This window comes from Velocimicrobium porci (assembly GCF_009696045.1).
Lineage (GTDB): Bacteria > Bacillota > Clostridia > Lachnospirales > Lachnospiraceae > Velocimicrobium > Velocimicrobium porci.
This window is the reverse complement of sequence record NZ_VUMT01000028.1, coordinates 1-25361: the sequence shown is the minus strand read 5'-3', so window position 1 is coordinate 25361 and position 25361 is coordinate 1. Positions and strand designations below refer to the sequence as shown.

At 32.2% G+C, this 25361-nt stretch carries 21 protein-coding genes and 1 CRISPR repeat array; of the genes, 18 read left to right on the top strand and 3 right to left on the bottom strand.

The window, feature by feature from the left end; genetic code table 11:
• Positions 1–220: 220 nt before the first annotated feature.
• The 5 genes from FYJ58_RS13065 (at position 221) to yajC (ending at position 5560) form a co-directional block, all read left to right on the top strand.
• Positions 221–2164 carry a GGDEF domain-containing protein gene (locus FYJ58_RS13065; protein WP_154520159.1) on the top strand — a complete coding sequence of 648 codons (1944 nt, stop codon included), beginning with the start codon at positions 221–223 and terminating at the stop codon, positions 2162–2164.
• 24 nt (positions 2165–2188) lie between these two features.
• The gene (gene hydF, locus FYJ58_RS13060) at positions 2189–3370 is read left to right on the top strand and encodes a [FeFe] hydrogenase H-cluster maturation GTPase HydF (protein ID WP_154520158.1); all 1182 of its coding nucleotides are present in this window, start codon (positions 2189–2191) and stop codon (positions 3368–3370) included.
• A 326-nt stretch (positions 3371–3696) separates the two neighbouring features.
• The gene (locus FYJ58_RS13055; RefSeq protein ID WP_154520157.1) at positions 3697–3921 is read left to right on the top strand and encodes an HPr family phosphocarrier protein; all 225 of its coding nucleotides are present in this window, start codon (positions 3697–3699) and stop codon (positions 3919–3921) included.
• Positions 3922–4079: 158 nt separating this feature from the next.
• Positions 4080–5216, top strand: a complete 1137-nt coding sequence (gene tgt, locus FYJ58_RS13050; protein ID WP_154520156.1) for a tRNA guanosine(34) transglycosylase Tgt — start codon at positions 4080–4082, stop codon at positions 5214–5216.
• A gap of 20 nt (positions 5217–5236) precedes the next feature.
• Positions 5237–5560, top strand: a complete 324-nt coding sequence (yajC, locus tag FYJ58_RS13045; protein WP_154520155.1) for a preprotein translocase subunit YajC — start codon at positions 5237–5239, stop codon at positions 5558–5560.
• A 352-nt stretch (positions 5561–5912) separates the two neighbouring features.
• Positions 5913–7343: direct repeats of the CRISPR family, unit length 33 nt; unit sequence GTCGAAGTCTTTGTAGACTTCGTGGATTGAAAT.
• 104 nt (positions 7344–7447) lie between these two features.
• Here the strand turns inward: yajC and FYJ58_RS13040 are convergent.
• Positions 7448–8305 carry a PHP domain-containing protein gene (locus tag FYJ58_RS13040; protein WP_154520154.1) on the bottom strand — a complete coding sequence of 286 codons (858 nt, stop codon included), beginning with the start codon at positions 8303–8305 and terminating at the stop codon, positions 7448–7450.
• A 209-nt stretch (positions 8306–8514) separates the two neighbouring features.
• Between FYJ58_RS13040 and FYJ58_RS13035 the strand changes: the two genes are divergently transcribed.
• The 5 genes from FYJ58_RS13035 (at position 8515) to recJ (ending at position 14672) form a co-directional block, all read left to right on the top strand.
• Positions 8515–8868: a TIGR04086 family membrane protein gene (locus FYJ58_RS13035; protein ID WP_154520153.1), complete on the top strand. Its 354-nt coding sequence runs from the start codon at positions 8515–8517 to the stop codon at positions 8866–8868.
• An 89-nt stretch (positions 8869–8957) separates the two neighbouring features.
• Positions 8958–9098, top strand: coding sequence for a six-cysteine ranthipeptide SCIFF (gene scfA / locus FYJ58_RS13030; protein ID WP_154520152.1), 141 nt, complete (start codon positions 8958–8960; stop codon positions 9096–9098).
• 120 nt (positions 9099–9218) lie between these two features.
• Positions 9219–10595, top strand: a complete 1377-nt coding sequence (gene scfB, locus FYJ58_RS13025) for a thioether cross-link-forming SCIFF peptide maturase (RefSeq protein WP_154520151.1) — start codon at positions 9219–9221, stop codon at positions 10593–10595.
• Between the two features lie 61 nt (positions 10596–10656).
• Positions 10657–12801, top strand: a complete 2145-nt coding sequence (gene secD, locus FYJ58_RS13020; RefSeq protein ID WP_154520150.1) for a protein translocase subunit SecD — start codon at positions 10657–10659, stop codon at positions 12799–12801.
• Between the two features lie 128 nt (positions 12802–12929).
• On the top strand, positions 12930–14672 hold the full coding sequence (gene recJ, locus FYJ58_RS13015; protein ID WP_154520149.1) for a single-stranded-DNA-specific exonuclease RecJ: 1743 nt from the start codon (positions 12930–12932) through the stop codon (positions 14670–14672).
• A gap of 77 nt (positions 14673–14749) precedes the next feature.
• Here recJ and FYJ58_RS13010 read toward each other — a convergent pair whose 3' ends face one another.
• A complete protein-coding gene (locus tag FYJ58_RS13010) occupies positions 14750–15274 on the bottom strand; it encodes an adenine phosphoribosyltransferase (protein ID WP_154520148.1) in 525 nt (174 codons plus the stop codon).
• A gap of 619 nt (positions 15275–15893) precedes the next feature.
• On the opposite strand from FYJ58_RS13010, the gene FYJ58_RS13005 reads away from it, so the two are divergent.
• On the top strand, positions 15894–16472 hold the full coding sequence (locus FYJ58_RS13005; protein ID WP_154520147.1) for a hypothetical protein: 579 nt from the start codon (positions 15894–15896) through the stop codon (positions 16470–16472).
• Between the two features lie 595 nt (positions 16473–17067).
• Here the strand turns inward: FYJ58_RS13005 and FYJ58_RS15400 are convergent.
• Positions 17068–17391, bottom strand: a complete 324-nt coding sequence (locus FYJ58_RS15400; protein WP_154520146.1) for a transposase — start codon at positions 17389–17391, stop codon at positions 17068–17070.
• A gap of 167 nt (positions 17392–17558) precedes the next feature.
• Here FYJ58_RS15400 and tnpA point away from each other — a divergent pair, with 167 nt between their 5' ends.
• The 7 genes from tnpA to FYJ58_RS12965 all read left to right on the top strand — a co-directional run bounded on the left by tnpA (position 17559) and on the right by FYJ58_RS12965 (position 25258).
• On the top strand, positions 17559–17987 hold the full coding sequence (gene tnpA / locus FYJ58_RS12995) for an IS200/IS605 family transposase (RefSeq protein ID WP_154520145.1): 429 nt from the start codon (positions 17559–17561) through the stop codon (positions 17985–17987).
• An 837-nt stretch (positions 17988–18824) separates the two neighbouring features.
• Complete coding sequence (locus tag FYJ58_RS12990; protein WP_154520144.1) at positions 18825–19001, top strand: hypothetical protein; 177 nt, start codon at positions 18825–18827, stop codon at positions 18999–19001.
• A 62-nt stretch (positions 19002–19063) separates the two neighbouring features.
• Positions 19064–20296 carry a radical SAM/SPASM domain-containing protein gene (locus FYJ58_RS12985; protein WP_154520143.1) on the top strand — a complete coding sequence of 411 codons (1233 nt, stop codon included), beginning with the start codon at positions 19064–19066 and terminating at the stop codon, positions 20294–20296.
• Positions 20297–20298: 2 nt separating this feature from the next.
• Entirely contained in the window at positions 20299–21510 is a 1212-nt protein-coding gene (locus tag FYJ58_RS12980; RefSeq protein ID WP_154520142.1) for a radical SAM/SPASM domain-containing protein, read from the top strand.
• The gene (locus FYJ58_RS12975) at positions 21504–22523 is read left to right on the top strand and encodes a radical SAM/SPASM domain-containing protein (RefSeq protein WP_154520141.1); all 1020 of its coding nucleotides are present in this window, start codon (positions 21504–21506) and stop codon (positions 22521–22523) included. Before FYJ58_RS12980 ends, FYJ58_RS12975 begins: the two co-directional genes overlap by 7 nt.
• A gap of 1 nt (position 22524) precedes the next feature.
• Positions 22525–23517, top strand: a complete 993-nt coding sequence (locus FYJ58_RS12970; protein WP_154520140.1) for a S8 family serine peptidase — start codon at positions 22525–22527, stop codon at positions 23515–23517.
• 4 nt (positions 23518–23521) lie between these two features.
• Entirely contained in the window at positions 23522–25258 is a 1737-nt protein-coding gene (locus FYJ58_RS12965) for an ABC transporter ATP-binding protein (RefSeq protein ID WP_154520139.1), read from the top strand.
• Positions 25259–25361 lie beyond the last annotated feature (103 nt).

Here is a 25361-nt window from a genome sequence, read left to right as displayed (position 1 = left end):
TCATTAACAAGATATAAATAATATTTTTTGCTTGAAAGAATCCTTAATTTAATGGGAATAAGGAAAGGTACCTATTGTCAGGTTGAAAGGTAATATATTGACGTCATTATGAAATCTAATATATAATAAATTTTGCAAAATAAAATGAATAACTTTCAACCTGGCAGATTAGAATTGAGTTTGAACTGAAAACTTAATAAAGAAAGAGGTATGATTACATATGAGCAAAAAACGTCTGTTTTTTTTGGGTGCAATAGTAATTTTGTGTTATTTGGGGATTTATACATACTCTCCAAATAAAGTAATGAAATCGTCTTATATTTATAATAAAATGATAGATTTTAGGACAAGTGGGAAATGGAAAGATGAGAAAGGAAACACTTCGGTTTTAAAGGGGTCGGCAGAATACTATTTTTTTAAGGGAATTGATTTTTATATTCAAAAGGATATAAAAAGTGCTGAAAAATATTTGAAAAAAGCAGCTTCAGCGAAATATACAGACGTTGCTTTACCGGTTTATCTAAATTTTTATCTTAATCAATGTGAAGTAAGTAAAAATGGACAAGGTGATTTTTACTACATTGAACAAATTCTTGATTATATTCAAAAATTCCCAATTTTAGCAAATGATGTAAAACTTATTTCTCAGACGGTTTCTACCGTTTTGACTGACAGAGAATCCAGACAGAAAGTAATTGATTTGTTAAAAGAATATAATTCACAGACAAAAAAGTTATCGCTGATTACAGAATTGAAATTAAAAAGAATTTCAGCATCTTTAAAGGTAGTGAATGAAGACTATGCAGAAAGCATTTATGATTTTTATGAAATTATAACAGAAGCAGGAAAGATACAGGATAAAAATGAAAAAACAGCAATGCAGATCAGTGCTCAGGAATGTATTGCTAATATTTATTTCAGTTTAGAAGATTATGAAAAAGCAATTGAAGAGTATGATAAGATAATCAATTTTGAAATCAGTGATAGCAGGGAGAATTTTTGGCTTAAATATGGTTCTTATATGAATCGAATTAGTGCCTATATCCATCAAGAAGATTACCAGACAGCACAACAGTGTGCAAAAGAAGTATTCCAAGTTTTACCTTCTTTGCCGGAAGATATGAAACAGGAGATAAAGATTTCATTATATGATAGTATGGCATTAGTAAAAATTGAAGAAAATGATTTAAAACAGGCGAAAATCTATTTAGAAAAGTGCAACAAATTGTTGGCGAAAAGTGATAATTATCTATTTTTGAATAATGATATTTATGTTGCAATTACTTCTTGTAAATTGTTAATCTGTGAGGGAAAGAATCAAGAGGCAATAAAAAAACTGAATGAATTGGCTACTAAAAACGAAAAAGAAAAATGGGGTTTTGAGAGCACTATTTATAGTATGTTAATTGATCTTTATCAAAAAACAAATCAGGTAGAAAAGTATTTTCAGTTAAACAATAAGCTGACTAAAATAGAAAAGGAAAAAAATCAGAAAATAACAAAAGAGTATGTTTCCTTTGCTGAAAAAGCTTATAAACTGGAACAGTTAAAGAAGAAAGAGAGAATCTCGAATATATTGATTGAGCTACTAATTGGTATGTTTATACTTATATTGTTATTTATACTAATACAGCTTGTCCGAATGAGAAAGTTAAAAGAAAATGGATTTGTAGACCAATTGACGGAAGTATATAATCGCAAATATTTATCTGAATTTATTCAAAAAACGTTGAAAAGGCAAAAAGAGCTTTTAAATATGGGAATTATCATGGTAGATATTGATTATTTTAAAAAGTATAATGATACTTATGGGCATATTGCAGGTGATCGGGCAATTCGCGAAGTAGCGGATACTTTGAAAAGTGTAATCAAGCATAATGGTATTGTGATTCGATATGGGGGAGAAGAATTTCTAATTTTATTGAAAATAGGAGATAATTCGACAATTAAGGATATTTACGAAGACATCTCACAACATCTGGAGGAAAAACATATTATTCATGAGAAATCTGATGTATCCGATTGCGTGACTTTAAGTTTAGGTGCTTCGAACAAAAAAATATTCAATTCGGATGATTTATTTCAAGCAATAAAAGAGGCAGATGAAGCACTTTACAGAGCAAAACAAAATGGTAGAAATCAGATTGTGTTTTTTGATGATTAAAAGAAGAATAGAGGAGTAGAGAAAATGAGTTTGAATAGTGTACCTCTTGCAAACCGTATTCATATCGGTCTTTTTGGAAGGAGAAATGCCGGTAAGTCAAGTATAATGAATGCAATTACTGGGCAAAATCTTTCGATTGTATCAGAAATAAAGGGAACAACAACGGATCCTGTAATAAAGGCGATGGAGTTATTACCACTTGGTCCGGTTGCGATAATAGATACACCTGGGATTGATGACGAAGGAGAGTTGGGAGAATTAAGAGTCAAACGAAGTTATCAGATGCTGAATAAAAGTGATGTGGCAGTCCTTATTATAGATGCTAATATTGGAATGTCAAAGGAAGATGAAAAGCTTTTAAAGAAAATAAAAGAAAAAGCAATTCCTTATTTGATTGTTATGAATAAAGCGGATATAAAAGAGATAGAAAAAAAAGAGGCGGACACAATATGGGTTAGTGCAAAGACCGGAAAAAATATATTTGAATTAAAGGAAAAACTCGCAAAACTTGCTTTACAGGAGGAAACGGAAAAAACAATTGTGGCGGATTTGCTTGAACCGTCCGATTTGGTTTTACTTGTTGTACCGATTGATAAAGCAGCACCGAAAGGACGTTTAATCTTGCCTCAACAACAGACAATTCGGGATATTTTAGACGCGGATTGTGTATCGATTGTTGTAAAAGAAAATCAGATTGCAGAAACGTTAGAAAATCTGAAGCAAAAACCGAAGCTTGTAATTACGGATAGTCAGGTTTTTGATGTAGCAGATTCCTATACACCAAAAGATATATGGCTGACTTCATTTTCGATTTTATTTGCAAGGTATAAAGGAAATCTTAAACAGGCCATAGAGGGAGCAAGGGCAATTGAAACAATCAGGGATTCTGATAAAATATTAATTAGTGAAGGCTGTACGCATCATCGTCAATGTGAAGATATCGGAACTGTGAAATTGCCTTCATGGATAAGAAACTATACGAATAAAAATATTGAATTTGAATTTACAAGTGGAACAGAATTTCCAGAAGAGTTAGAGCAGTATAAGATGATTATTCATTGTGGTGGATGTATGTTGAATGACAGAGAGATGACATATCGATATCGATGTGCAAGTGATCAAGATACACCGATTACAAATTATGGGATTCTCATTGCGCATTTAAAGGGAATTTTGGAGAGAAGTATAGAGCCATTTTCCTTATAAAAGCAGTATATATAAGCAAGGTTAAGCACATCTATTAGTAATTCTATGAAAAAATAACAGGAATGGTAGCCGATTATCAAATATTTGGTTTGATATAAAATGAATCTATCAGGAATATTTTGTGTAATTTAAGGAAATAATACAAGACAAGAAGAATAAAATATAGGTAGATTCAACAAAAGATATTGTTTTTTTTTGTTAAAAAATAAAATGAAAAAGCTCTTGACGAATTGCCAGTAAGTGGTATAATAAAAAGCCAAAACTGATTGGGCTATAATTCGTGGGATTGTAAGATATATGTTTTATGAGTAAAAGGATGTGATAACATGAAAGCGACGATTAAGTTAAATGGTCCAGATGAGGTAAAAGATTTTGTGGCACAGGCATCAAAATGTAATTTTGATATTGACATATTTTATAATCGCTTTATTATTGATGCGAAATCTTTACTTGGAGTACTTAGTATGGATTTGACCAGAGCATTACAAGTAAACTGTATGGGCTATGATTCATCATTTGAGAGGACATTAAAAAAATATTCCGTTGCATAACGTATATTGAGGGAATTAGACTTTCTTATTTCGACTTTGGAGTAAGAAAGTCTTTTTTAGGCATAGAGTTTAAACAGGAAAATTCTATAAAATGGTTGAAAATAGTTGTGATTGACGTTATACTTGTCATATTGAAGAAAAATAGAGAGGTTTGTTATATGTATAAGTTATTATGCCGGGATGGCAATGCAAAGCGTGGAGAATTTCATACAGTACATGGAACAATTCAAACGCCTGTATTTATGAATGTAGGAACAGCAGCTGCGATTAAAGGTGCGGTATCTACAATGGATTTACAACAGTTAAAGACACAGGTAGAATTATCAAATACCTACCACTTACATGTCAGACCAGGAGACAAAGTAGTAAAGCAGTTGGGAGGTCTTCATAAGTTTATGGTATGGGACAAACCAATTCTTACTGATTCAGGTGGATTTCAGGTTTTTTCTCTGGCTGGTCTTCGCAAGATTAAGGAAGAAGGCGTTTATTTTAATTCGCATATAGATGGACGAAAGATTTTCATGGGACCAGAGGAAAGTATGCAGATTCAATCGAATCTGGCGTCTACAATTGCGATGGCATTTGATGAATGTCCCCCTCATCCTGCTACAAGAGAGTATATGCAAAATTCAGTAGACCGGACAACAAGATGGTTGAAACGTTGTCAGATTGAAATGAATCGTTTAAATTCATTGGATGATACAATTAATAAAAATCAGATGCTGTTTGGAATTAATCAAGGTGGAACATTTAAAGATATTCGAATTGAACATGCCAAACGGATTTCCGATATGAATTTGGATGGATATGCGTTAGGTGGTCTTGCAGTCGGAGAAAGCCATGAAGAAATGTATTATATTATTGAAGAAACAACACCATACCTTCCATTAGAAAAGCCAACTTATCTTATGGGAGTTGGAACACCGGCGAATATTTTAGAGTCTGTTGAGCGCGGTGTAGATTTTTTTGATTGTGTTTATCCTGCTAGAAACGGACGACATGGACATGCTTATACGAACCATGGTAAAATGAACTTGATGAATGCAAAATATGAATTAGATGACAGACCAATTGAAGAAGGATGTCAATGTCCGGCTTGTAAAACTTACAGCCGTGCGTATATCAGACATTTACTAAAGGCAAAGGAAATGCTTGGTTTACGTCTTTTAGTAATGCATAATCTATACTTCTATAATACAATGATGGAGGAAATTAGAGAGGCAATCGAACAGGGACGTTTCAAAGAATATAAGAAGGCGAAATTAGAGGGCTTTCAACAAGGTGAAGAAAAATAGAAAATTTAGGAGGAAAAAAGATGAATTTGTTACCAGTATTAACAACATCCGGCTCTGGAGCAATGAGCATTGGAATCATGATCCTTTATGTAGGAGGAATTATGGCTTTATTTTATTTCTTCTTGGTTCGTCCACAGAAGAAACAAGAAAAAGCGCATCAGGCACTTTTAACAACAATACGTCCGGGTGACAGCGTATTAACTTCCAGTGGATTTTATGGCGTTGTCATTGATGTAAATGATGATGTTGTAATTGTGGAATTTGGAAGCAACAAAAACTGCAGAATTCCAATGAAAAAAGATTCAATCTTAGAAGTGGAAAAGGCAGAAGGTACAGAAGAGTAAGAAAAAAGTGTGTTTTCACAGATAAAAAAAATAGTTGCAAATTGAAAAGAAATATTGTATAATAAAAAAGTTCCACTAAGGAACAACGAAAGTGTTTTACACTTTCTACTCCCACCCTATTATACGCTTGAGCAAGTCCCTTAGATTAATTCTTTGGGGCTTGCTTCTTTTTTTAGCCGGTGCGAATGTGAAGTGAACATAAAAACCCTGGGAGATTCGCACCAAAATTCTATAGTGCAAAATATACAATTCTTGAAAAATAAAAGAAATTGATATTGATTTTTTGAATGGAATTTGTATAATAGTAATAGGAAGAGTGAATAAAATGAGATGAAAATTGTTGAATTTTGCTGTCGAAGTCTTTGTAGACTTCGTGGATTGAAATGCTACAACTTCTTCATATGATGTAGTTGCTGTACGTCGAAGTCTTTGTAGACTTCGTGGATTGAAATAGCTTGTATCTTGAGCCAAGTTTCGGAATCAATGTCGAAGTCTTTGTAGACTTCGTGGATTGAAATATGAGCAATATGCAGAATTAAAAAAGCAATATGGTCGAAGTCTTTGTAGACTTCGTGGATTGAAATTCCTTAAGGTTGCCCAATCTCCTAAAAAGTATCGTCGAAGTCTTTGTAGACTTCGTGGATTGAAATATCTTCATTCTACTGCAAATTTGCTTTCCGTCTACGTCGAAGTCTTTGTAGACTTCGTGGATTGAAATTAAAATGTTCCAGCAGATTCGAATGTTGCCGCAAGTCGAAGTCTTTGTAGACTTCGTGGATTGAAATAATAGCAGTTAAGGAAGATAGTGGAACTCTTAGTCGAAGTCTTTGTAGACTTCGTGGATTGAAATATAACATATTGTCAAATCCGCACTATGTAGCTGCAGGTCGAAGTCTTTGTAGACTTCGTGGATTGAAATATAAATACTACAAACATGTTCGTATGCTACATAGTCGAAGTCTTTGTAGACTTCGTGGATTGAAATATCTAAGCTAACCCCGTAGTTCCTACGGTTTTCGTCGAAGTCTTTGTAGACTTCGTGGATTGAAATTTCTTCTTGAAGGCATATTATACTCTTCTGCCGTCGAAGTCTTTGTAGACTTCGTGGATTGAAATATCTGTGTTATAAATATCAATCTTCAAAAACTATGTCGAAGTCTTTGTAGACTTCGTGGATTGAAATATCTGTGTTATAAATATCAATCTTCAAAAACTATGTCGAAGTCTTTGTAGACTTCGTGGATTGAAATTTGTTCTTCACAATCAACCAGAACTGAAACATAAGTCGAAGTCTTTGTAGACTTCGTGGATTGAAATGATTCCTATTTCCTTGCAGACAGAAATTGTTATGGTCGAAGTCTTTGTAGACTTCGTGGATTGAAATCCTACTGTTATATTTCCGTTCTCATAGATTCTCCGTCGAAGTCTTTGTAGACTTCGTGGATTGAAATAGCTTGTATCTTGAGCCAAGTTTCGGAATCAATGTCGAAGTCTTTGTAGACTTCGTGGATTGAAATCTGAATGATTTTCTTTTCTCGCTGTATATCCTTGTCGAAGTCTTTGTAGGCTTCGTGGATTGAAATTGGTGTCTTATAAGATAATTCTTCCAACTTCTTGTCGAAGTCTTTGTAGGCTTCGTGGATTGAAATATAGGACAGCTTTTGAAATTCAAAAAGGAACTGGGTCGAAGTCTTTGTAGGCTTCGTGGATTGAAATTCCTCATCAGTCATTCCATCAGTGCAGATTTTTAGTCGAAGTCTTTGTAGACTTCGTGGATTTCAGCATTCAATTTCTCTAGAAAAGAAATCCCCCAGCCAATACTTAATTAAAGCTTTAGCTGGGGGATTATATTATATTAAATAAAAATAGTGAACAATTTCAAGATAGCTACAACTTACATTCTTTCAGTTTCTCTAATACCCAGTATGGAACGTTTAGATTACCACGACCGGCACCCAATGAAATATCTGGTTTTACACTTCCGTGAAAATCGGAACCACCACTAATTAGGAGATCATATTTGTGGGCAAGTCCTCTGACGTAACTTTCTTCATTATTGATATTACAAGAGTAAATTGCCTCTAATCCCATAAGTCCTGCTTCTTTAAGACGAATAATAAGCGAAAACAATTCTTTTTCAGGGAGATGATAAAGCAGTGGATGGGCGAGAATTGGCACTCCACCTGCTGCTTTGATGAGAGCAATTGCATCTTCGGGAGAAATATATTCTCGAGGTACATAGTAAGGTGAGGATTCAGACAGATATTTGGTGAATGCTTCTTTGATTGATTTTACATATCCTTTTTTCAACATAAATTTTGCAAAATGAGCTCTTGTAATGACCGCTTCGGGGTCATCTTCTAAAATAGCTTCTATTGAGATATCCATACCTGTTTTGGCAAGACTTTGTGCCATTTTTTCATTTCGTTCTTCGCGGTTTTTCTTTGCAAGGTTAAGCGAATGAATTAGCGAAGTGTTATTTTCATCGATGAGCAGACCAAGAAGATGGATATCTCTCTTTTTATATCCGGCAGAAATTTCTACACCTGATATCACTTCCAGAGAAGTATGTTCTTTGGCAAGATTTTGTGCTTCATTTTTAGCTTCTGTTATTCCATCAATTGTATCATGGTCAGTTAAGGCAAAGGAAGCAAGTCCCTGCTTGTCTGCTAAATGAACTAATTCAGTTGGCGTTAGTGTACCATCAGAAATGGTTGAGTGTACATGAAGGTCAATTCGTTTCATAGAAATCTCCTTTCTTTTTTTTAATTTTGATATTAATTTTATTATACCCCATTTAAAAAAACGAAAAAAGACGATTATTTTCTTAGGAAAGAAAGACATAGTTTTTTAAAGTGTCCCATATATTGTAATACGGTCTGGAGAAAAATAGGAAAGAGAAAGGATGCCCGAAGGAATTTCTTCAGAGAAAAAGGGCAGGGAAGGAAGGAACTATGAATAAAATAGGAACATTACTAAAGAGTTTATTAGTATCTTACATATTGACAGGAATTCTTTTATTACTGCTGGCATTACTATTATATAAAGGAAATCCGTCAGGGGAAGTTATAAAAGCGGGAATTATTTTTGCTTATATATTTTCTTCATTTGTCGGTGGTTTTATCATGGGAAAAAAAATGAAGGTACAGAAATTCCTATGGGGAATTTTATTGGGAATTACATATTTTGTTGTAATATTTGTAATATCAATGCTTATGAACAAATCAGTGATAGGACCCGGTATGCAGGTAATTACTGTATTTGCTATGTGCAGCTTGGGAGGAATGATGGGAGGAATGCTTAGTTGACACTGGGCAAAAAAAATACTTTAAATATAAAGAAGAGTATGCTATAATAACAGCATATGTGAAGTGATAACGTTTAAGGAGGAATTAAAATGAAACATATCAAAACATTAAATACAAGAAATTTAAAAGAAAGCATGAAAAAAGGTGGATGTGGAGAATGTCAGACATCTTGTCAATCCGCTTGTAAGACATCTTGTACAGTTGGAAATCAAAGCTGCGAGAATAAATAATACAAATACGGTCAGCTTGAGAATTAATAAGAGAACAGTAATATCGCTGTATAGTTGCTAACAGACTATGCAGCGATATTGTCTTGATAAAATGGACAAGACGTTGGAAAGGAGTAAACATTGATACACCAGTATAAAAATAATGGATATAACATAGTACTTGATGTGAACAGCGGATGTGTGCATGTTGTTGATGATTTAGTCTATGATATAATCGCATTATATGAGACAGAAACAAAGGACAGCATAAAAGAAAGTATGATGTCCAAATATAAAGAAAATTGTGACGTGACAGAGGAAACAATCGAAGAGGCATTCCATGAGATAGAACAGTTAAAAGCAGACGGCTGTTTATTTACAGAAGATATCTATAAAGAATATATTGGAGATATGAAGAAAAGAGAAACAGTAGTAAAAGCACTTTGTCTTCATATTGCTCATGACTGTAATCTAAAATGCCGCTATTGTTTTGCCGAAGAAGGTGAATACAAAGGACGTCGTGCCTTGATGTCTTATGAAGTTGGTAAAAAGGCACTTGATTTTCTGATTGCTAATTCAGGAAACAGACATAATCTAGAGGTAGATTTCTTTGGCGGTGAGCCGCTTATGAATTTTGATGTAGTAAAACAGTTGGTTGCATACGGAAGAGAACAGGAAAAGATTCACAACAAAAACTTCCGTTTTACTTTGACAACGAACGGACTTTTACTAAATGATGATATTATGGAATTTGCTAATAAAGAGATGGCAAATGTAGTACTTAGTATTGATGGAAGAAAAGAGGTACATGACTATATGCGTCCTGCCAGAAATGGAAAAGGAAGCTATGATGTAATTCTTCCAAAATTTGAAAAATTGGCAGAAAGCCGCAATCAGACAAATTATTATGTGAGAGGAACATTTACTCATAATAACTTAGATTTTTCGAAAGATGTTCTTCATCTGGCAGATTTGGGATTTAAGCAGATATCGGTAGAACCGGTTGTTGCACAGCCGGAAGAACCATATGCTTTGCAGGAAGAGGATATTGCAAAGATTTGTGAAGAATATGATATTCTGGCAAAAGAAATGATTCAGAGAGAAAAAGAAGGAAAAGGTTTTAACTTCTTCCATTTTATGATAGACTTAAGTGGTGGACCATGTGTGGCAAAACGTTTGTCAGGTTGTGGTTCAGGAACAGAATACCTTGCGGTAACTCCATGGGGAGATTTATATCCATGCCATCAATTTGTTGGAATGGAAGAATTTCTTATGGGAAATGTTGATGAGGGTATTACAAGAACAGACATAAGAGATACATTCAAAGAATGTAATGTATACTCGAAAGATAAATGTCAGGAATGTTTCGCTAAATTCTACTGTAGTGGTGGATGTGCAGCGAATTCCTATAATTTCCACAATAGCATCAACGATGCCTACGATTTGGGCTGTGAGTTGCAAAGAAAGCGAATTGAGTGTGCAATTATGATGAAAGCAGCATTAGCAGAAGAAGAGTAGACAACAAATGCTTAGGAAAATCACAAAATGAGAGAATACGAGAAAGAAGGAGAATGAAACAATGAAGGACAAAAAGAAGGCTTTGTTGCAATTTATTATTATTATTGCAGCAATCGCAGTATGTTCTGGAATTACTTTCATTGGTATTGGAAAAGACCATAGAGGAAGTGCAAAGAACATAAAACTTGGACTTGACCTTGCAGGTGGGGTAAGCATTACTTATGAAGCAGTTGGGGATACACCAACGGCACAGGAAATGTCAGATACGGTTTACAAAATGCAGAAACGTGCGGAAGTATATAGTACAGAAGCTGCAGTATATCAAGAAGGTGACCGTCGTGTTAATATTGATATACCGGGTGTTACAGACGCCAATTCGATTTTAGAAGCACTTGGTAAAGCAGGTTCTATTCAGTTTGTAGATGAAGCTGGTAATGTTGTCATTGATGGATCTAATATTGAAGATGCAAAAGCTGTTACACAGCAGGACAAGACAACAGGAACAAATGAAAATGTTGTTAAGCTTACTTTAAACAGCAAAGGAAGCAAAAAGTTTGCTGAGGCAACACAAGCCAATATTGGAAAACAGATTGCGATTGTCTATGATGGAAAGACAGTATCCTCTCCAGTAGTACAGACAGCAATTACAGATGGTGTTGCAATCATCAGTGGACAAAAGGATCATCAGGAAGCCGAAGAATTGGCTTCTACGATTCGTATCGGTGCATTGCCGGTTGAATTAAAAGAAGTTCGTTCCAATGTAGTTGGTGCGAAATTAGGTTTAGAAGCAATTAACACAAGCTTACTTGCTGGAATCATTGGATTTGCATTAATCATTATCTTTATGTGTGTACTTTATCGTATGCCAGGTGTTGCAGCAAGTATTGCATTAATTTTATATATTGTAGCTGAGCTTGTTATTTTAAATGGTCTAGATGTTACATTAACATTGCCGGGCGTTGCAGGTATTATTTTATCGATTGGTATGGCGGTAGATGCCAATGTTATTATCTTTACACGTATTAAAGAAGAATTGACTGCTGGTAAAACCGTTCGTTCCGCTATTAAACAGGGATTTGATAAGGCGTTGTCCGCTATCGTTGATGGTAATGTAACAACTTTAATTGCAGCAGCAGTTCTTTGGTTTAAGGGTTCCGGTACAATTAAAGGATTTGCCCAGACATTAGCGATTGGTATTATTTTATCTATGTTCACAGCGCTTGTTGTAACTAAATTTTTACTATATGCATTCTATAGCTTTGGTATGGATGACGTAAAATACTTTGGAATTCAAAAAGAAAGAAAAGTATGGGATTACGTTGGAAATATGAAAAAGACATATGGTCTTGCAATCTTAATCATTGTAATTGGTTTAGGTGCGTTAGTTGTAAATGGTTCGAAAGGACAGGCACTTAACTATGGTCTTGACTTTAAAGGAGGAACTTCTACTCAGGTAACCTTTGAAGAAAAAATTACAGATGAATTAAAAGCAAAAGTTGAAAAAGATTTTATGAAGATTGCAGGCTCTAATGTAGAGATTGCTCAGATTCAGGATGAAAATGCTTTAGTTGTTAAGACAGACGAGCTAACATTAAAGCAAAGAGAAGAGGTTGAATCTATATTAACAAAAGACTTTGGCGTAGATGCAAAGAAAATTCAGACAGAAAGTATCAGTGCGACTGTCAGCGATGATATGAAGTCAGATGCAGTAGTTTCTGTTATTATTACTACAATCTGTATGTTGATTTATATTTGGATTCGCTTTAAAGATGTCAGATTTGGTGCAGGTGCAGTATGTGCATTATTACACGACGTTTTAATTGTATTAACAGTATATGCAGTATCCAGAATTTCTGTAGGTAACACATTTATTGCTTGTATGCTTACAATTGTCGGTTATTCGATTAATGCTACAATTGTTGTATACGATAGAATTCGTGAAAATAAGAAATCTATGCGTAGTAAGGATTCTTTGGCTGATGTTGTAAATGCTAGTATTAGTCAGACATTCTCAAGAAGTATCAATACAACAATAACAACATTAATTATGGTTGTTATGCTTGCAATTCTTGGTGTAGATTCCGTTCGTGAATTTGCAATTCCATTAATTGCCGGAGTTGTAGCTGGTGCATATTCTTCTATTTGCATTTCTGGTACATTATGGTATTTATTTACAAAGATATCTGGAAAGAAAACTGCAAAATAGAAAAAATGAATAAGTATTTTAAATAAAATAAGGCTGTGGCACGATGGATTCTTTTATATTTATTATGCCACAGCTTTTTGTTTTTTTATACATGCGGGCTGAAATATCTTTTTGAAAGGAAAGTTAGAATGGAAAAATGGTTTATTAAGAACAAAAAAGCAGATTTTGGCTTGATTGCAAAAACATTTGGAGTCAGTGAAGTGCTGGCAAGACTGGCTGTAAACCGTGGAGTAAAGAGTAACGAAGAAATGATGCAATATTTGAATCCGTCAATTGAGAACATTCCATCTCCACTTCTTATGAAAGATATGGAAAAATGTTGTGATATATTGAAAAAAAAGATAGAAGAAAAGAAATCAATCCGGATTATCGGAGATTATGATGTGGATGGTGTAATGTCCACCTATATTTTATACTGTGGTCTGGAGCGGTGTGGAGCAAAGGTTGATTATGAAATACCAGATCGAATGAAAGATGGTTATGGAATTAATGTTCAGCTAATCGAAGAAGCAATAGAGAGTGGAGTTGATACAATTCTGACTTGTGACAATGGAATTTCTGCAAAACAACAGATTCAACATGGCAAAGAACAGGGACTTACAATTTTAGTGACCGATCATCACGATGTTCCAATCGATGAGGGGGTACCAGAGGCAGATGCTGTTGTAAATCCAAAACAGGAGGATTGTAACTATCCATTTGAAGGAATCTGTGGTGCTTCGGTTGCATTTAAATTAGTTTCTGTTCTCTATCAAAAGTATGGAATTGATGCAAAAGAAATGGAAGAGTTTATCCCGTTTGCAGCAATTGCAACGGTATGCGATGTAATGGATTTAGTGGGGGAAAATCGTGCTATTGTAAAAGAAGGATTAGGGAGGATTTCCAAAACAAAAAATCTTGGCTTAAAAGCGTTAATCGAAGAAACCGGTTTGACAGGAAAAGAGATTACAGCTTATCATTTAGGTTTTATTATTGGGCCTTGTATTAACGCCTCGGGGAGATTGGAGTCGGCAAAATTAGGTCTGAGTATGTTGCTTTCTAAGGAAGAGGAAAAAGCTTCTGATCTCGCGAAGGAACTGAAAAAATTAAACGATGAGCGAAAAGAAATGACTGCCGAAAATTTGGAAAAGGCAATTGAACAGGTTGAAAACAGTGATTTAATGGAAGATAAAGTGTTAGTTATATATTTACCGGAATGTCATGAAAGCTTAGCCGGTATCATTGCGGGAAGACTTAGGGAGCGATATAATAAACCGTCTATTGTTCTGACAAAAGCAAAAGATGGCGTGAAAGGTTCGGGACGTTCGATTGAAGAATATCATATGTTTCAAGAACTTTCAAAATGCAAAAATTATCTTACAAAGTTTGGCGGGCATCCAATGGCAGCAGGACTTTCTCTGGAAGAAGAAAATATTGAACCATTTCGGGAAGCGCTAAATCAACAGACTGCTTTAACCGAAGAAGATTTAATTCCTAAGATTAGCTTTGATATGGTTTTGCCATTGGAAACGATTAGTATTCCCTTGATTCGGGAAATGGAACTTTTAGAACCTTATGGAAAAGCAAATCAACGACCTCTTTTTGCAATCCGTGATGTGATTGTCACGAAGGCATCTGTGATAGGAAAATTAAAAAATATGTTGAGATTGACAATCAAAACAACAACAGGAGCGGGAATTTATATCGGAATGTTGTTTCGTGACTATGATAGATTCGTTGAATGTGTGGAAGAAAAACATGGTACTGGAACAATGGAACAGCTTATAAACGGAACTTCAAGTGGAGTTGGTATGGATTTTATTTTTTATCCCTCTGTCAATGAATATAATGGATATGAAAGTATTCAAATTATTATAGAAACATTTCGATAATAAAAGAAGGACTATTACAATCATGAGAAACAAGATTGCGATAGTCCTTCGTGTTTTTATTCGGGTTGAAAAGTATATTATTTACCTGGATATTTAATTACAGATGCAATGTCGTAGTTCTTTAGTTTATCCCGACCGCTAAGACCCTCTAATTCCATTAAAAATACAATCTTAACAATTTCGCCGCCAAGTTGTTCGACTAATTTAGTAATTGCCTCAATTGTACCGCCGGTAGCAATTAAGTCATCAATAATTACAACTTTTTGTCCTGGTTTAATGGAATCTTTATGCATTTCGATAATAGCAGAACCGTATTCCAGGTCATATTCTATTTCTACAGTTTCACAAGGTAATTTTCCTTTTTTACGAACTGGAACAAATGGTTTGTTGAGGTTGTAAGCAATTGGAACACCAAAGATAAAACCTCTGGATTCCGGTCCGATTACGACATCAAAATCAATACCATCCAGTTCTGACTGCATTTGGTCAATTGCTAAATGAAGACCATCTTTGTCCTGTAAAATACTTGTTATGTCACGAAAGATGATTCCCTCTTCAGGAAAGTCAGGAATGCTTCTTACATATTCTTCTAATTTTTTCATATTGCTTCATGCCTTTCTTGGGTATAGGATATGCCTTAAGAAAACGCTACTATACCATCATAAATAAATTGTCTATTACTTTCCCATTATATCATTTTTGAAAAAATATTCAAGGAAAAAATGGATTCTTTCTATCTCATTTTTTAGTAATTAAGTATATTGTTATCCCGATTAGGATATAGACAATAATAGCTAAAAATAGCTGATTAGTGTTAAGAATACTAATTAATTTTTTTATGGGTTTTCGATCTGTATCTAAATCTATTTTTCTAAATAACATCAATGAAAACATTAGAAGAGTTTATGTATTTATTTTTGGTACGAAAAGATTTCTGTAATTGTAAGATTGACAAAAAATTAATAAAAAGTTAAAATTTGTAAGAGTGTAAACATGTGTTGTTCAAAAAAGATTTTCAAATTATTTTTGATGAAGAAAGGAGTTGTCTGATTTTTTAATCTCTGCTATGTCACAAGCGTTAGTAAAAAAGTACTATAATTTATTGGAGTTAATGAGTGAAGAGTAAAAAGATTTAATTGAAAATTCAAAAGATTTCGATATATAAAGTGGAATATATATCATCGATTCATTAGAAATTAAGAAAGAAAAAGGGGTAATATTATGAAGGTTAATTTAAAAGATTGTAGAATTCATAATTCTCTGGAATTTTCAGAAAATCAAAATGTACAGGAAAAACCAACCCAAAATCCTATATTTTCAATGCTGAAAAAAATCAATGAAGAATTTCAAAAGGTAAATAATGAAAATAAGGAAAAGAGAGAAAAAGTAATAGCAAGAATTCGCTCAAAATTAAGGGCAGGTAAAAAGCTGACTGCAAAAGAGTTGGAATATTTAAGGAAATATTCCCCTGAGTTATATGAGGAGGCAGTCAAAATACAATTAAAAAGAAATGCCTTTGAGGAGCAAATAAAACATTGCAAATCAAAAGAAGCAGTAATGGAAGAACTAATAATTGCAATGGAGCATATTGCAGAGGAGGGTGAAACAAAAGAAGCATTGATGAATGCATATCAAGAAGTAGTAAAAGAATTTCAAAAGACATCAAAATATAAAGAGCTTCCCAATTCTGTAATGAAAGAAGACGATGACAAAATAAATGGTAAAAATTTAGTTGGCAGGGAAAGTGAATATTTAAAATGTTTTTTATATCAAACAGAAGTTTTTGATAGTCAGGCATAAAAATAAATAGTCTAGGTTAAATTAAAAAAACTATAGGCTAAGACTAATCTTAGAAGTTTAAGAGTTATCTAAAGGAATCTGTTTGAAAATAGATAGCTTTTTTCACCTTATAGGAAAGTGCTTAGTTGAGACTTTGGATATGAAAATAGCCCGATGAAAAGCGAGCATAGAAAACAGACATTTTTGATTTTAGAAGATATATAACCATTCTTCACAGAAATCGGCACCATCAATATTATCAAATTCATATCCAAAAGGACCTCATCACTCATGTCACAAAATTCACTAGAGATTATTCCTTCTGATGAATTTTGTATATATTATATCCGTAGTTTTTTTGCAAGTTCTTGTTTTGTAATATATTTGATAGTAACCGTTTTCATTTTGTATCAGATACATTGACTGTATCATGAGAAAGGATGTGGAAGAACAAAAGTAGAGAAGGGAGAACGGAAATTGTATTTACACATAGCCTTTTTATATAATTTATGCCACGGAATCGGTTTGTGGTTAAAGTAAAGACTAAAAAGAGCATGGAAACACCAGAGTTTTGGCATTTTAATTGGTTATATCCAAAAGAATGAAGAATAGAGTCTTACCAGCAATTGAAAGAAATAAAAGAAAGGCTTTTTTTAGAGATAGATTTGCGGAGATACTGGTACGATTTTTTGTATCTGGAATAAATTCTATAGTATAGTATCATTTTAAAATGTTTTTCAGAAATATGTTGAATTAAACAGGAGATGAAATCAAGGGCAGTAATCGTTTCAGTAATCAGCTTATTATCTTTATGTCCGTTGTAGTGGAAAATCACGAAATCCTCATTGCAGAAATTGATGCGTGAAGTGGCAATGACAGGTTTATCAAGATAGCGCCCGATATACTTGATACCAAGATTGGAATTACATTTCTTAGGCATAGTTCTGACATAGAAACCATTTTTATAATTTGAATGAAAAGTCTAATCCCCCAGCTATGCTGGGGAGAATAGAGTAAGTGGAAACGTAGAGGATGCCATAAAAAAGCCTCCTATGTTAAAATGAGAATGGTGTCGCAAGCCAATCTCAAAAATAGGAGGCGGTCCAAATGGACAATAAAAGTTTATCACATACAAAATGGAAATGCCAGTATCATATAGTCTTTATTCCAAAATACAGAAAGAAGGTTTTATACGGGCAATTAAGAAATGATGTCAGAGAAATACTTTCTACACGATGCAAGTATAAAGATGTTGAGATAATAGCAGGAGCAGTCTGTATAGATCATGTACATCTAAGTGTGGCAATTCCACCAAAACTGAGTGTATCAAAATTTATGGGATATCTTAAAGGAAAGAGTACACTAATGATATATGACAGACATCCGGAATTGCAAAGTAAATGGGACAAAGCATTTTGGGCAAGAGGATATTATGTGGAGACAATTGGAAATATTACGGATGAAGCTGTACAAAAGTATATAAAGGAGCAAGCAGAAGAGTCTAGAAAAGAAGATTCAAAAGGTACCGCATTGTAAGCGGACCAGTATTAATGCTTGCGACACCGCCCTTCGGGGCGAGCAGTAACATAGCCCTTAGGAGGGCTAATATCAAACCACCACTTGAAGTGGTGGTTGGTGACTTAATTACCTTAAAAGTAGCCTCTGCTACTGCATGTCATAGGGGCATTCTTTATGGCTCAAGGATCGCTCCATATGAAAGGTTTCTAACAGAACTTTAATTGTCTAATTTTTAAATTCATTTCTTTGGTCTGTGTGAAAAATATGAATTTTTGACAGATTTCCTTCTGCTTTTATCAAGAATGGTGTGAAAACATGAAAAATTTTATTTTATGAACAGAGTATTACCCTAACCCAAAAGGTTAATTTAAATCTTATTAAATTTGCCAACAAATCATTTTAAATACCCATATACGCAATAATGTAACAAAATGTGTTTTTTTTTGTTAAAATAAAAACAATATTATAAAAGAAAAATTAGTTGAACAAATTGTTTGTGTATGATTAAAAGTATATTTCTAAAATATTGGAAAACAGAAGGATTTCTTATTTAGATAGAACAGAAAATGTATAAAAATATAGTGTATCTTTTGAAGATATAAAGTACATCCTATTCTAGGAATAGCAATTGAAAAAGAATTATGTTATAAAAGTAAAAAGATAAATATAGTGAAAGTTTTTTTGTAATAAATAGCAAATAGTTTTTTAAAGTTATCTAATTGCAGTGCTTAAACTGGTTATTACTATATGAATTTTTATAATAAAAGGGTGAGCCATGCTTTGCAAAGCTACATATATATTAAATAAATATAGTTTTGTTTATGGTTAATATTAATTAAGAGGGGAGGGATAGTGATGGTAGAGGTCAAAGTATTGAAAATTAGTGATAAGGAAAAACTTGATGCAGTTTGCCAATATACAGGAAATAACTGTTCAGTACAAGAAGCTCCAAATGCTTATATTGATCCATGTTGGGATGATTGTAAAAAGACTTCTGAGCATAATTCATATTGGAAGAGTAGATATTGGTAAAATGTGGATGAAAGAGAATGGGCTAGAAATTTTCTAGTCCATTTTTTTAAGGGGAGCAGCAGATGTATAATTTTGGATTTAATATTAGGATAATAAAGTATAAAAATAAAGTGATTTTAATAAATTCAGAAAATGGTAAATGGATGCGTATTTCCAAGAAGGTATATGAAATAATTGTATGGATTGTTAATGAAAATTTGGATTATGAACAATTAATGAACAAATTTGTTGATGATAATGATCAGATATACTTAAAAAAAATATTGGAATGTCTTTTGAAACTAGGAATTTTATTTATAAAAGATGAGAAAATATTTAGTAAAAAAACAGTATTGTTTGAAATGACCAATAGATGTAACTTACATTGTGTGCATTGTTGTAATAATTCAGAAATGTGTACAGACTTTGAATTAAAATATGATGAGATAATTAAGATATTTGATTTTTTAGTGAATGAACAGCCAATTAATATTATTTTAACAGGAGGTGAACCATTGATACGAAGCGATTTTCTAGAATTACTCTCATATTTAAGAGACAATTATAAAGGAAAAATATCACTGATGACCAATGGAACATTGATTAATGAACTAAATGTGGATTCCCTAATTTCAAATGTTGACGAGATTAATATTAGTTTAGATGGTATAGATGAAAGTACAACAGATATTATAAGAGGAGAGGGAGTTTATAAAAAAGTATTAACTGCAATAAATCTTTTACGAAAAAAAAGGTATAATAATATTACATTGTCCATGGTGATAAGTGAAAAAAATTACAAATTTCAACAAAACTTTATTGAATTGAATAAAAAACTAGGAACTAAACCGTTAATTCGTGGGTTTGCTGAAGTGGGAAGAGGAAAAACAAATAAAGAATTGTTCATTGAAAAGGGTAATAAGGAATATTTAGAGAACGTTTTTTCAGATGAAAATCTTGCAGTAGAAGAAACAAAAAATATATCACCATGTACCTGTAGTGCTGGGCTTGAAAAAATTTTAGTAGATTATAAGGGCAATGTTTTTCCGTGCCAGTGGTTTAAAGAACCAGAAAATAAAATGGGTAATATTTTAGATAATCAGAGAAAGGAATTTCAAAATAATAAAGGAGTAAAATCAATAAAAAAATTTTATCCATGGAATTATAAGAGATGCTCTAGTTGTGAAGTTAATGCTTTTTGCTGGCCATGTCCAGGAGAATTAAAAAATAAAGCCCAAAATGAGGAAGAATTTAAACAAATTTGTAATATGATTCGACCTATATTATTTAGAAAGGTTTGGGATGAGGAGGTATAATAATGCAATTTAATAGAAATGTTGTTGTATTAACATATAAAAATAAGGTTGTATTAGCAAATGCGTATAATGGTTATTGGATTAGACTGACTAAAGAAGTGTATTCTTACTTTTCGGATGCAATACGTAAGAAAATAGATAAAAACATTTTTATTGAACAATTCCAAGATTTTAATGATCAACAATATATAAATTCTATACATAATAAGATGATTAAATTGGGCATTATTGGAAATTATAACAATAAACGAAAAAAAGAAGTATCTTTTGAAATAACAAACCGGTGTAACTTAAGGTGTAAGCATTGCTGTATAATGGCAAATTCAATACAAGAAGAATTAACTACAAATGAAGTATATAGTGCATTTAATAAAGTGATAAAATGGAACCCTGATAATATTACAATTAGTGGTGGAGAACCACTGTTAAGACAGGATATCCAGGAACTGTTATTGTATTTGAGAGAATACTATAATGGAAAAATTACCTTGTCAACAAATGCCCTATTGATTGATGAAGATAATATTGAGGTTTTAAAAAAGTGTGTTGATTATATTGAAATCAGTATAGATGGAGTAGATGAAAAAAGTTGTAGAGAAATAAGAGGAGAAGGTGTCTTCGAACATGTTATACAGAAAGTAAGATTTTTGCAAAATAACGATTGTAATAATATTTCATTGTCTATGGTAGTTAGTGATAAAAATATAGAACTAGAGAGGAGTTTTAAAAAATTAAATGAACAGTTGGGAACATATCCAGTTATTAGAGTTTTGGCGTTTGTTGGACGTAGTAAAGAAGAACGAGCCAAACTTTCAAATTTAAAACAGAATGAGGTATACATTCCAGAAGTGTTTTTTGATGATAAACAACCATTTGTATTTTGGGGAAATTGTCTTTTAAAAAATTCTAAGAGGATGATTAGAACAAATGGCAACATATTGTCATGCCCGCTTATTGTGGAAGATGAATATTCGATAGCTAATATTAAAGATGTTTTAAGTCTGGATCAATTAAATAATAGTAAAATGTATGCTTTAAAAGAAAATTTACTTCAAACAAATTCTTTTTGCCAAGATTGTGCAGTTAAATCTTTTTGTTGGAATTGTTTAGCTACAATAAAGGAATATACGGAAAATAATTCCATGAAAGATTATTGTCAAAAGGTTAAAAATTATTATTTTAAGATTGTATGGGGGGAAGATAAAATATGCTAGGAGTATTCTGGATTACCACAGATTGTAATATGAATTGTGTGTATTGCTATGAAGGAAATAATAAAAAAAAGTTTTATATGAATAGGACTATTATAAAAGAAGCTATAGACTTTTTAATTGATAAAATGTTGGAGATAGATGATGAGAAATTAACTATAGACTTTCATGGTGGAGAGCCATTTCTTGCATACGATTCTATTTGTGAAATTGTAGAAAATGTAAAACAAAAGTGCCACAAAATCGGAATAAATGTTCGGTTTGGCTGTACAACAAATGCCACGTTGTTAAATTTTCTACGATTAAAATTTGTTGTAGAGAATTTTGATGACTTTACAATAAGTATGGATGGAGCAAAAAGTACACAAAACTATTCTAGACCTTTTAAAACAGGAAAAGAAACGCATGCAGTAGTTGAAAAATGTTTGAAAGAAACTTTAAAGGTTATTCCGAATTTAAGGGTGCGAATGACGTTTAATCATTTAACTGTAAATGATTTTTATGATAATATTAAATATTTTGGAGACATGGGTGTAAAATATGTTGTTCCAACTAGAGATTTTTATGATAGAGATTTTGGAGAAAATGAATTTATAAAATTAAAACAGCAATTATTTCTAGTAAATGAATATATTGAAAATAGTAATAATAAATTGCATGTTAGTATGTTAGAAAAATTTCCTTTAAAAAAGTTAGGAAAATGTTCTGGAGGTATTGATAGTTTTCATATAGATCCAAATGGAAATATATATCCGTGCGCTTTATCAGTTGGAAATGAAAACTTTCTTATAGGAAATGTAAATAAAGGAATTAATATAAAAAAAAGAGATGCCTTATTAAAGTATTCTGTGCGTGATAATGCTAGCTGTTTAGGGTGTGATTTACATGATTATTGTGAACAAACAAGATGCAAAATTGTTAATAAAATTTTAGCGGGTGCTTTTTGTACACCATCGGCTATTGCTTGTACTGAAAATAGAATGCTTTATGATATAAGTACTAATTTGAAGGAGTAAAATGAGGAAAATAAAAGTAGCGATAGTAGATACCGGATTTGATACAAAATGTGAATATTTATCAAATGTTAAAACTGAAGGATTTGGAATTAGGTGGGAAGATGGTTTGGTTATAACAAAGAATTATGATGATTATAATGGTCATGGAACAGCATGTGCTTCAGTTATATATAGAGAGTGTAATGAAGTAGAATTGTTTGTCGTAAATGCAATGGGAAAAGTAGGGAAGGCGAACAGTCTTATAATTGAACATGTTTTGAAGATATTGCAAAAAAAAGATGTGGACATAATAAATATGAGCTTTGCAATGCCACAAGTTTTAGATAATGAGATATATAATTTGTGTGAGGAGCTAAAAAAAGAAAATAAAATTCTGGTTGCAGCAGATTCTAATATAAAGAATAAAAAGGGATTTCCTGCTTGCTTTAATAATGTTTACGGAGTTCAAGGAAAAGAATTAGAATATGGGAAAATTTTTGAGTATGACATGTCAAAAGAAATACAATGTCTTGTAAATAATATACCTATGATGTGTGCAGATTTGTATGATAGATTTCAATTATTACAGCCTAATAATAGTATTGCAACAGCAAAATTTACTGGTATTTTATGTGATATAATATATCACAATAATATAAAAAGAAAAGATTATGGAAAAATTCCGGATATTTTGTGTTTATATAAAACAAAGAGAAATGAAAAAGTCAAAAGATATCAAGTATGTAATGAATGGTATGTTAGTAATGATAATGCTTTATTACGTAAAATATATGAGTTACTTCATACAAAAGTAAATTTATATAAGCCATCTGATCTACTGTGTGATTTTGAATTGTTGTCTAGCAGGGGAAGTGTAAAATTTGATATGGCATATCAGATTTTATCATATTTATCATTACAATTGAACATACAGATTGATTATATGGAAATAAGTCGATATGACTTAATTACATTAGGAACGCTTACAAAAATGTTTGAACGATATGCGAGGTAGATAGGTGAAAAAAGTTAAAATATTACATTTTTTTGGCGATATATATATAAAAAATAAAGTAAAATGTACGTGTTGTCTAGTAATTATGTTGCTTATAACAGGTTTTTCAATTGTATTACCCAAAATTTTGCAATATATTATAGATGGAGCAACAAATAATCAAGAATTTCATAAGTTGCTTTTACTTAGTGGTGGATATATAGGTGTAAGCTTAGTCAATGTTTTTCTGATTATACAAAAAGAAATTTTGGTAGTAAATATTAAAAAAAGTACCTTGATTAGATTTAAAGTATTATTACTGAATAAAATATCGCAATTGTCAGGGAAAGAATTAACAAAGTATAGAACAGGTGAATTATTTAATTTAGTGGAAAATGATACAGAATTACTTGAAGCATGTGGAATAGATATAATATTTGATACTTTATCCAATGTTTTTACAGCGGCGATGTCAGTTAGCATTCTAATATATATGCAATGGGATATGCTTATTATAGTTTTAATATTGCAAATGGCGATAATTTGGTCACAGTTAGAGTTCACTCATATACTAACGGTAAAAACAAAAAAAATTCGACAGGGACAAGGAAATATATATAATGTGATTCAAGAATTTTTGGCTAATGCTATGCTTGTGATAACGAATAAGGCAAAGAATTGTTTTTTTTCAAAACTTGTTAAATGTGAAAGAAAATTTTTAAAAGAATGTGCAAAGTTAGACATAATTTATGTTGCATTTAATGAATTGGGTGTTTTATTTTCAGCAATAATTACTGTTTTTATGTATACTTATGGTGGATATAAAATTATACATAATAAAATGACAATAGGAGAGTTGATTGCTTTTGTACAGTATACAGGTTTGTTTTTAAATCCATGCATAAGTGTTTTAAAGTCTAATACAAGTGTTCAGAAATTAAAAGTGTCAATTGGTAGAATATATGAATTTTTAGAACAACCTGTGTATATTAAGCAAAACAATAAAGGAATTGGAATTGAGAAACCAATTAAAAACATTAGATTTAATAAAGTAACTTTTTCGTATGGGGAAAAAAATATACTAGAGGAGGTTGATTTTGAGTTAAATTGTGGAAATGTATACGCATTTGTGGGAAAAACTGGATGTGGGAAGTCTACTCTTATTAACTTGCTTTTTAGATGGTGGGATGTAAGAAATGGAGAAGTGCTTGTTAATGATATTAACATAAAGGAATATAATTTATTGTCTTTAAGAAAAAATTTTTCCATAGCAACACAAAATGCATATATTCTTGATGATACGGTTGAAAGGAATATTACACTTGGAAAAACTAATAACTTAAAATTATATAAGGATATTTGTGAAAAGACAGGGGTTACGGAGATAATTAAAAAAATGAAAAAAGGGGATCAAACGATTGTTGGTGAAAATGGAAATATTTTATCTGGCGGTCAAAAGCAAAGAATTATTTTGGCCAGAACTTTGCTACAAAGCAAAAGCGTAATTATTTTAGATGAGGTTACCTCTGCATTAGATAATATTACACAAAATAGTATAGTAAAAAATGTAAAGTCTTTATATAAAGACAAAATTGTTGTGATAATAACCCATCGTTTAGATACTATAAGGGATGTAGATACAATTTTTGTTATGGATAAAGGAAGAATTTGTGAAAAAGGAAATCATGATCAATTAATGGGGCAGAAAGGATACTATTTTTCTCTGGTATCGGATAAGAAGGTAGTGTCAAGTAAGTTATGAAAAAACAGAGCCAACAAAATAGGCTCAATAGAACCTTGAAAATTGTAGATATTTATTCCTATAAGCTCTCCGAGGGCTTAGGGCGCTGCCCTAAAAACCCGCA

What these genes read in the sequence shown, in the direction of transcription:
- secD (WP_154520150.1), top strand. Translation starts at nt 10,657, where the DNA reads ATGAAGGACAAAAAGAAGGCTTTGTTGCAATTTATTATTATTATTGCA.
- hydF (WP_154520158.1), top strand. Translation starts at nt 2,189, where the DNA reads ATGAGTTTGAATAGTGTACCTCTTGCAAACCGTATTCATATCGGTCTT.
- FYJ58_RS13065 (WP_154520159.1), top strand. Translation starts at nt 221, where the DNA reads ATGAGCAAAAAACGTCTGTTTTTTTTGGGTGCAATAGTAATTTTGTGT.
- FYJ58_RS13010 (WP_154520148.1), bottom strand. Translation starts at nt 15,274, where the DNA reads ATGAAAAAATTAGAAGAATATGTAAGAAGCATTCCTGACTTTCCTGAA.
- FYJ58_RS12990 (WP_154520144.1), top strand. Translation starts at nt 18,825, where the DNA reads ATGGTAGAGGTCAAAGTATTGAAAATTAGTGATAAGGAAAAACTTGAT.
- FYJ58_RS12975 (WP_154520141.1), top strand. Translation starts at nt 21,504, where the DNA reads ATGCTAGGAGTATTCTGGATTACCACAGATTGTAATATGAATTGTGTG.
- FYJ58_RS12980 (WP_154520142.1), top strand. Translation starts at nt 20,299, where the DNA reads ATGCAATTTAATAGAAATGTTGTTGTATTAACATATAAAAATAAGGTT.
- FYJ58_RS12970 (WP_154520140.1), top strand. Translation starts at nt 22,525, where the DNA reads ATGAGGAAAATAAAAGTAGCGATAGTAGATACCGGATTTGATACAAAA.
- FYJ58_RS12985 (WP_154520143.1), top strand. Translation starts at nt 19,064, where the DNA reads ATGTATAATTTTGGATTTAATATTAGGATAATAAAGTATAAAAATAAA.
- tgt (WP_154520156.1), top strand. Translation starts at nt 4,080, where the DNA reads ATGTATAAGTTATTATGCCGGGATGGCAATGCAAAGCGTGGAGAATTT.
- FYJ58_RS13055 (WP_154520157.1), top strand. Translation starts at nt 3,697, where the DNA reads ATGAAAGCGACGATTAAGTTAAATGGTCCAGATGAGGTAAAAGATTTT.
- yajC (WP_154520155.1), top strand. Translation starts at nt 5,237, where the DNA reads ATGAATTTGTTACCAGTATTAACAACATCCGGCTCTGGAGCAATGAGC.
- FYJ58_RS13005 (WP_154520147.1), top strand. Translation starts at nt 15,894, where the DNA reads ATGAAGGTTAATTTAAAAGATTGTAGAATTCATAATTCTCTGGAATTT.
- tnpA (WP_154520145.1), top strand. Translation starts at nt 17,559, where the DNA reads ATGGACAATAAAAGTTTATCACATACAAAATGGAAATGCCAGTATCAT.
- scfA (WP_154520152.1), top strand. Translation starts at nt 8,958, where the DNA reads ATGAAACATATCAAAACATTAAATACAAGAAATTTAAAAGAAAGCATG.
- recJ (WP_154520149.1), top strand. Translation starts at nt 12,930, where the DNA reads ATGGAAAAATGGTTTATTAAGAACAAAAAAGCAGATTTTGGCTTGATT.
- FYJ58_RS13035 (WP_154520153.1), top strand. Translation starts at nt 8,515, where the DNA reads ATGAATAAAATAGGAACATTACTAAAGAGTTTATTAGTATCTTACATA.
- FYJ58_RS15400 (WP_154520146.1), bottom strand. Translation starts at nt 17,391, where the DNA reads ATGCCTAAGAAATGTAATTCCAATCTTGGTATCAAGTATATCGGGCGC.
- FYJ58_RS13040 (WP_154520154.1), bottom strand. Translation starts at nt 8,305, where the DNA reads ATGAAACGAATTGACCTTCATGTACACTCAACCATTTCTGATGGTACA.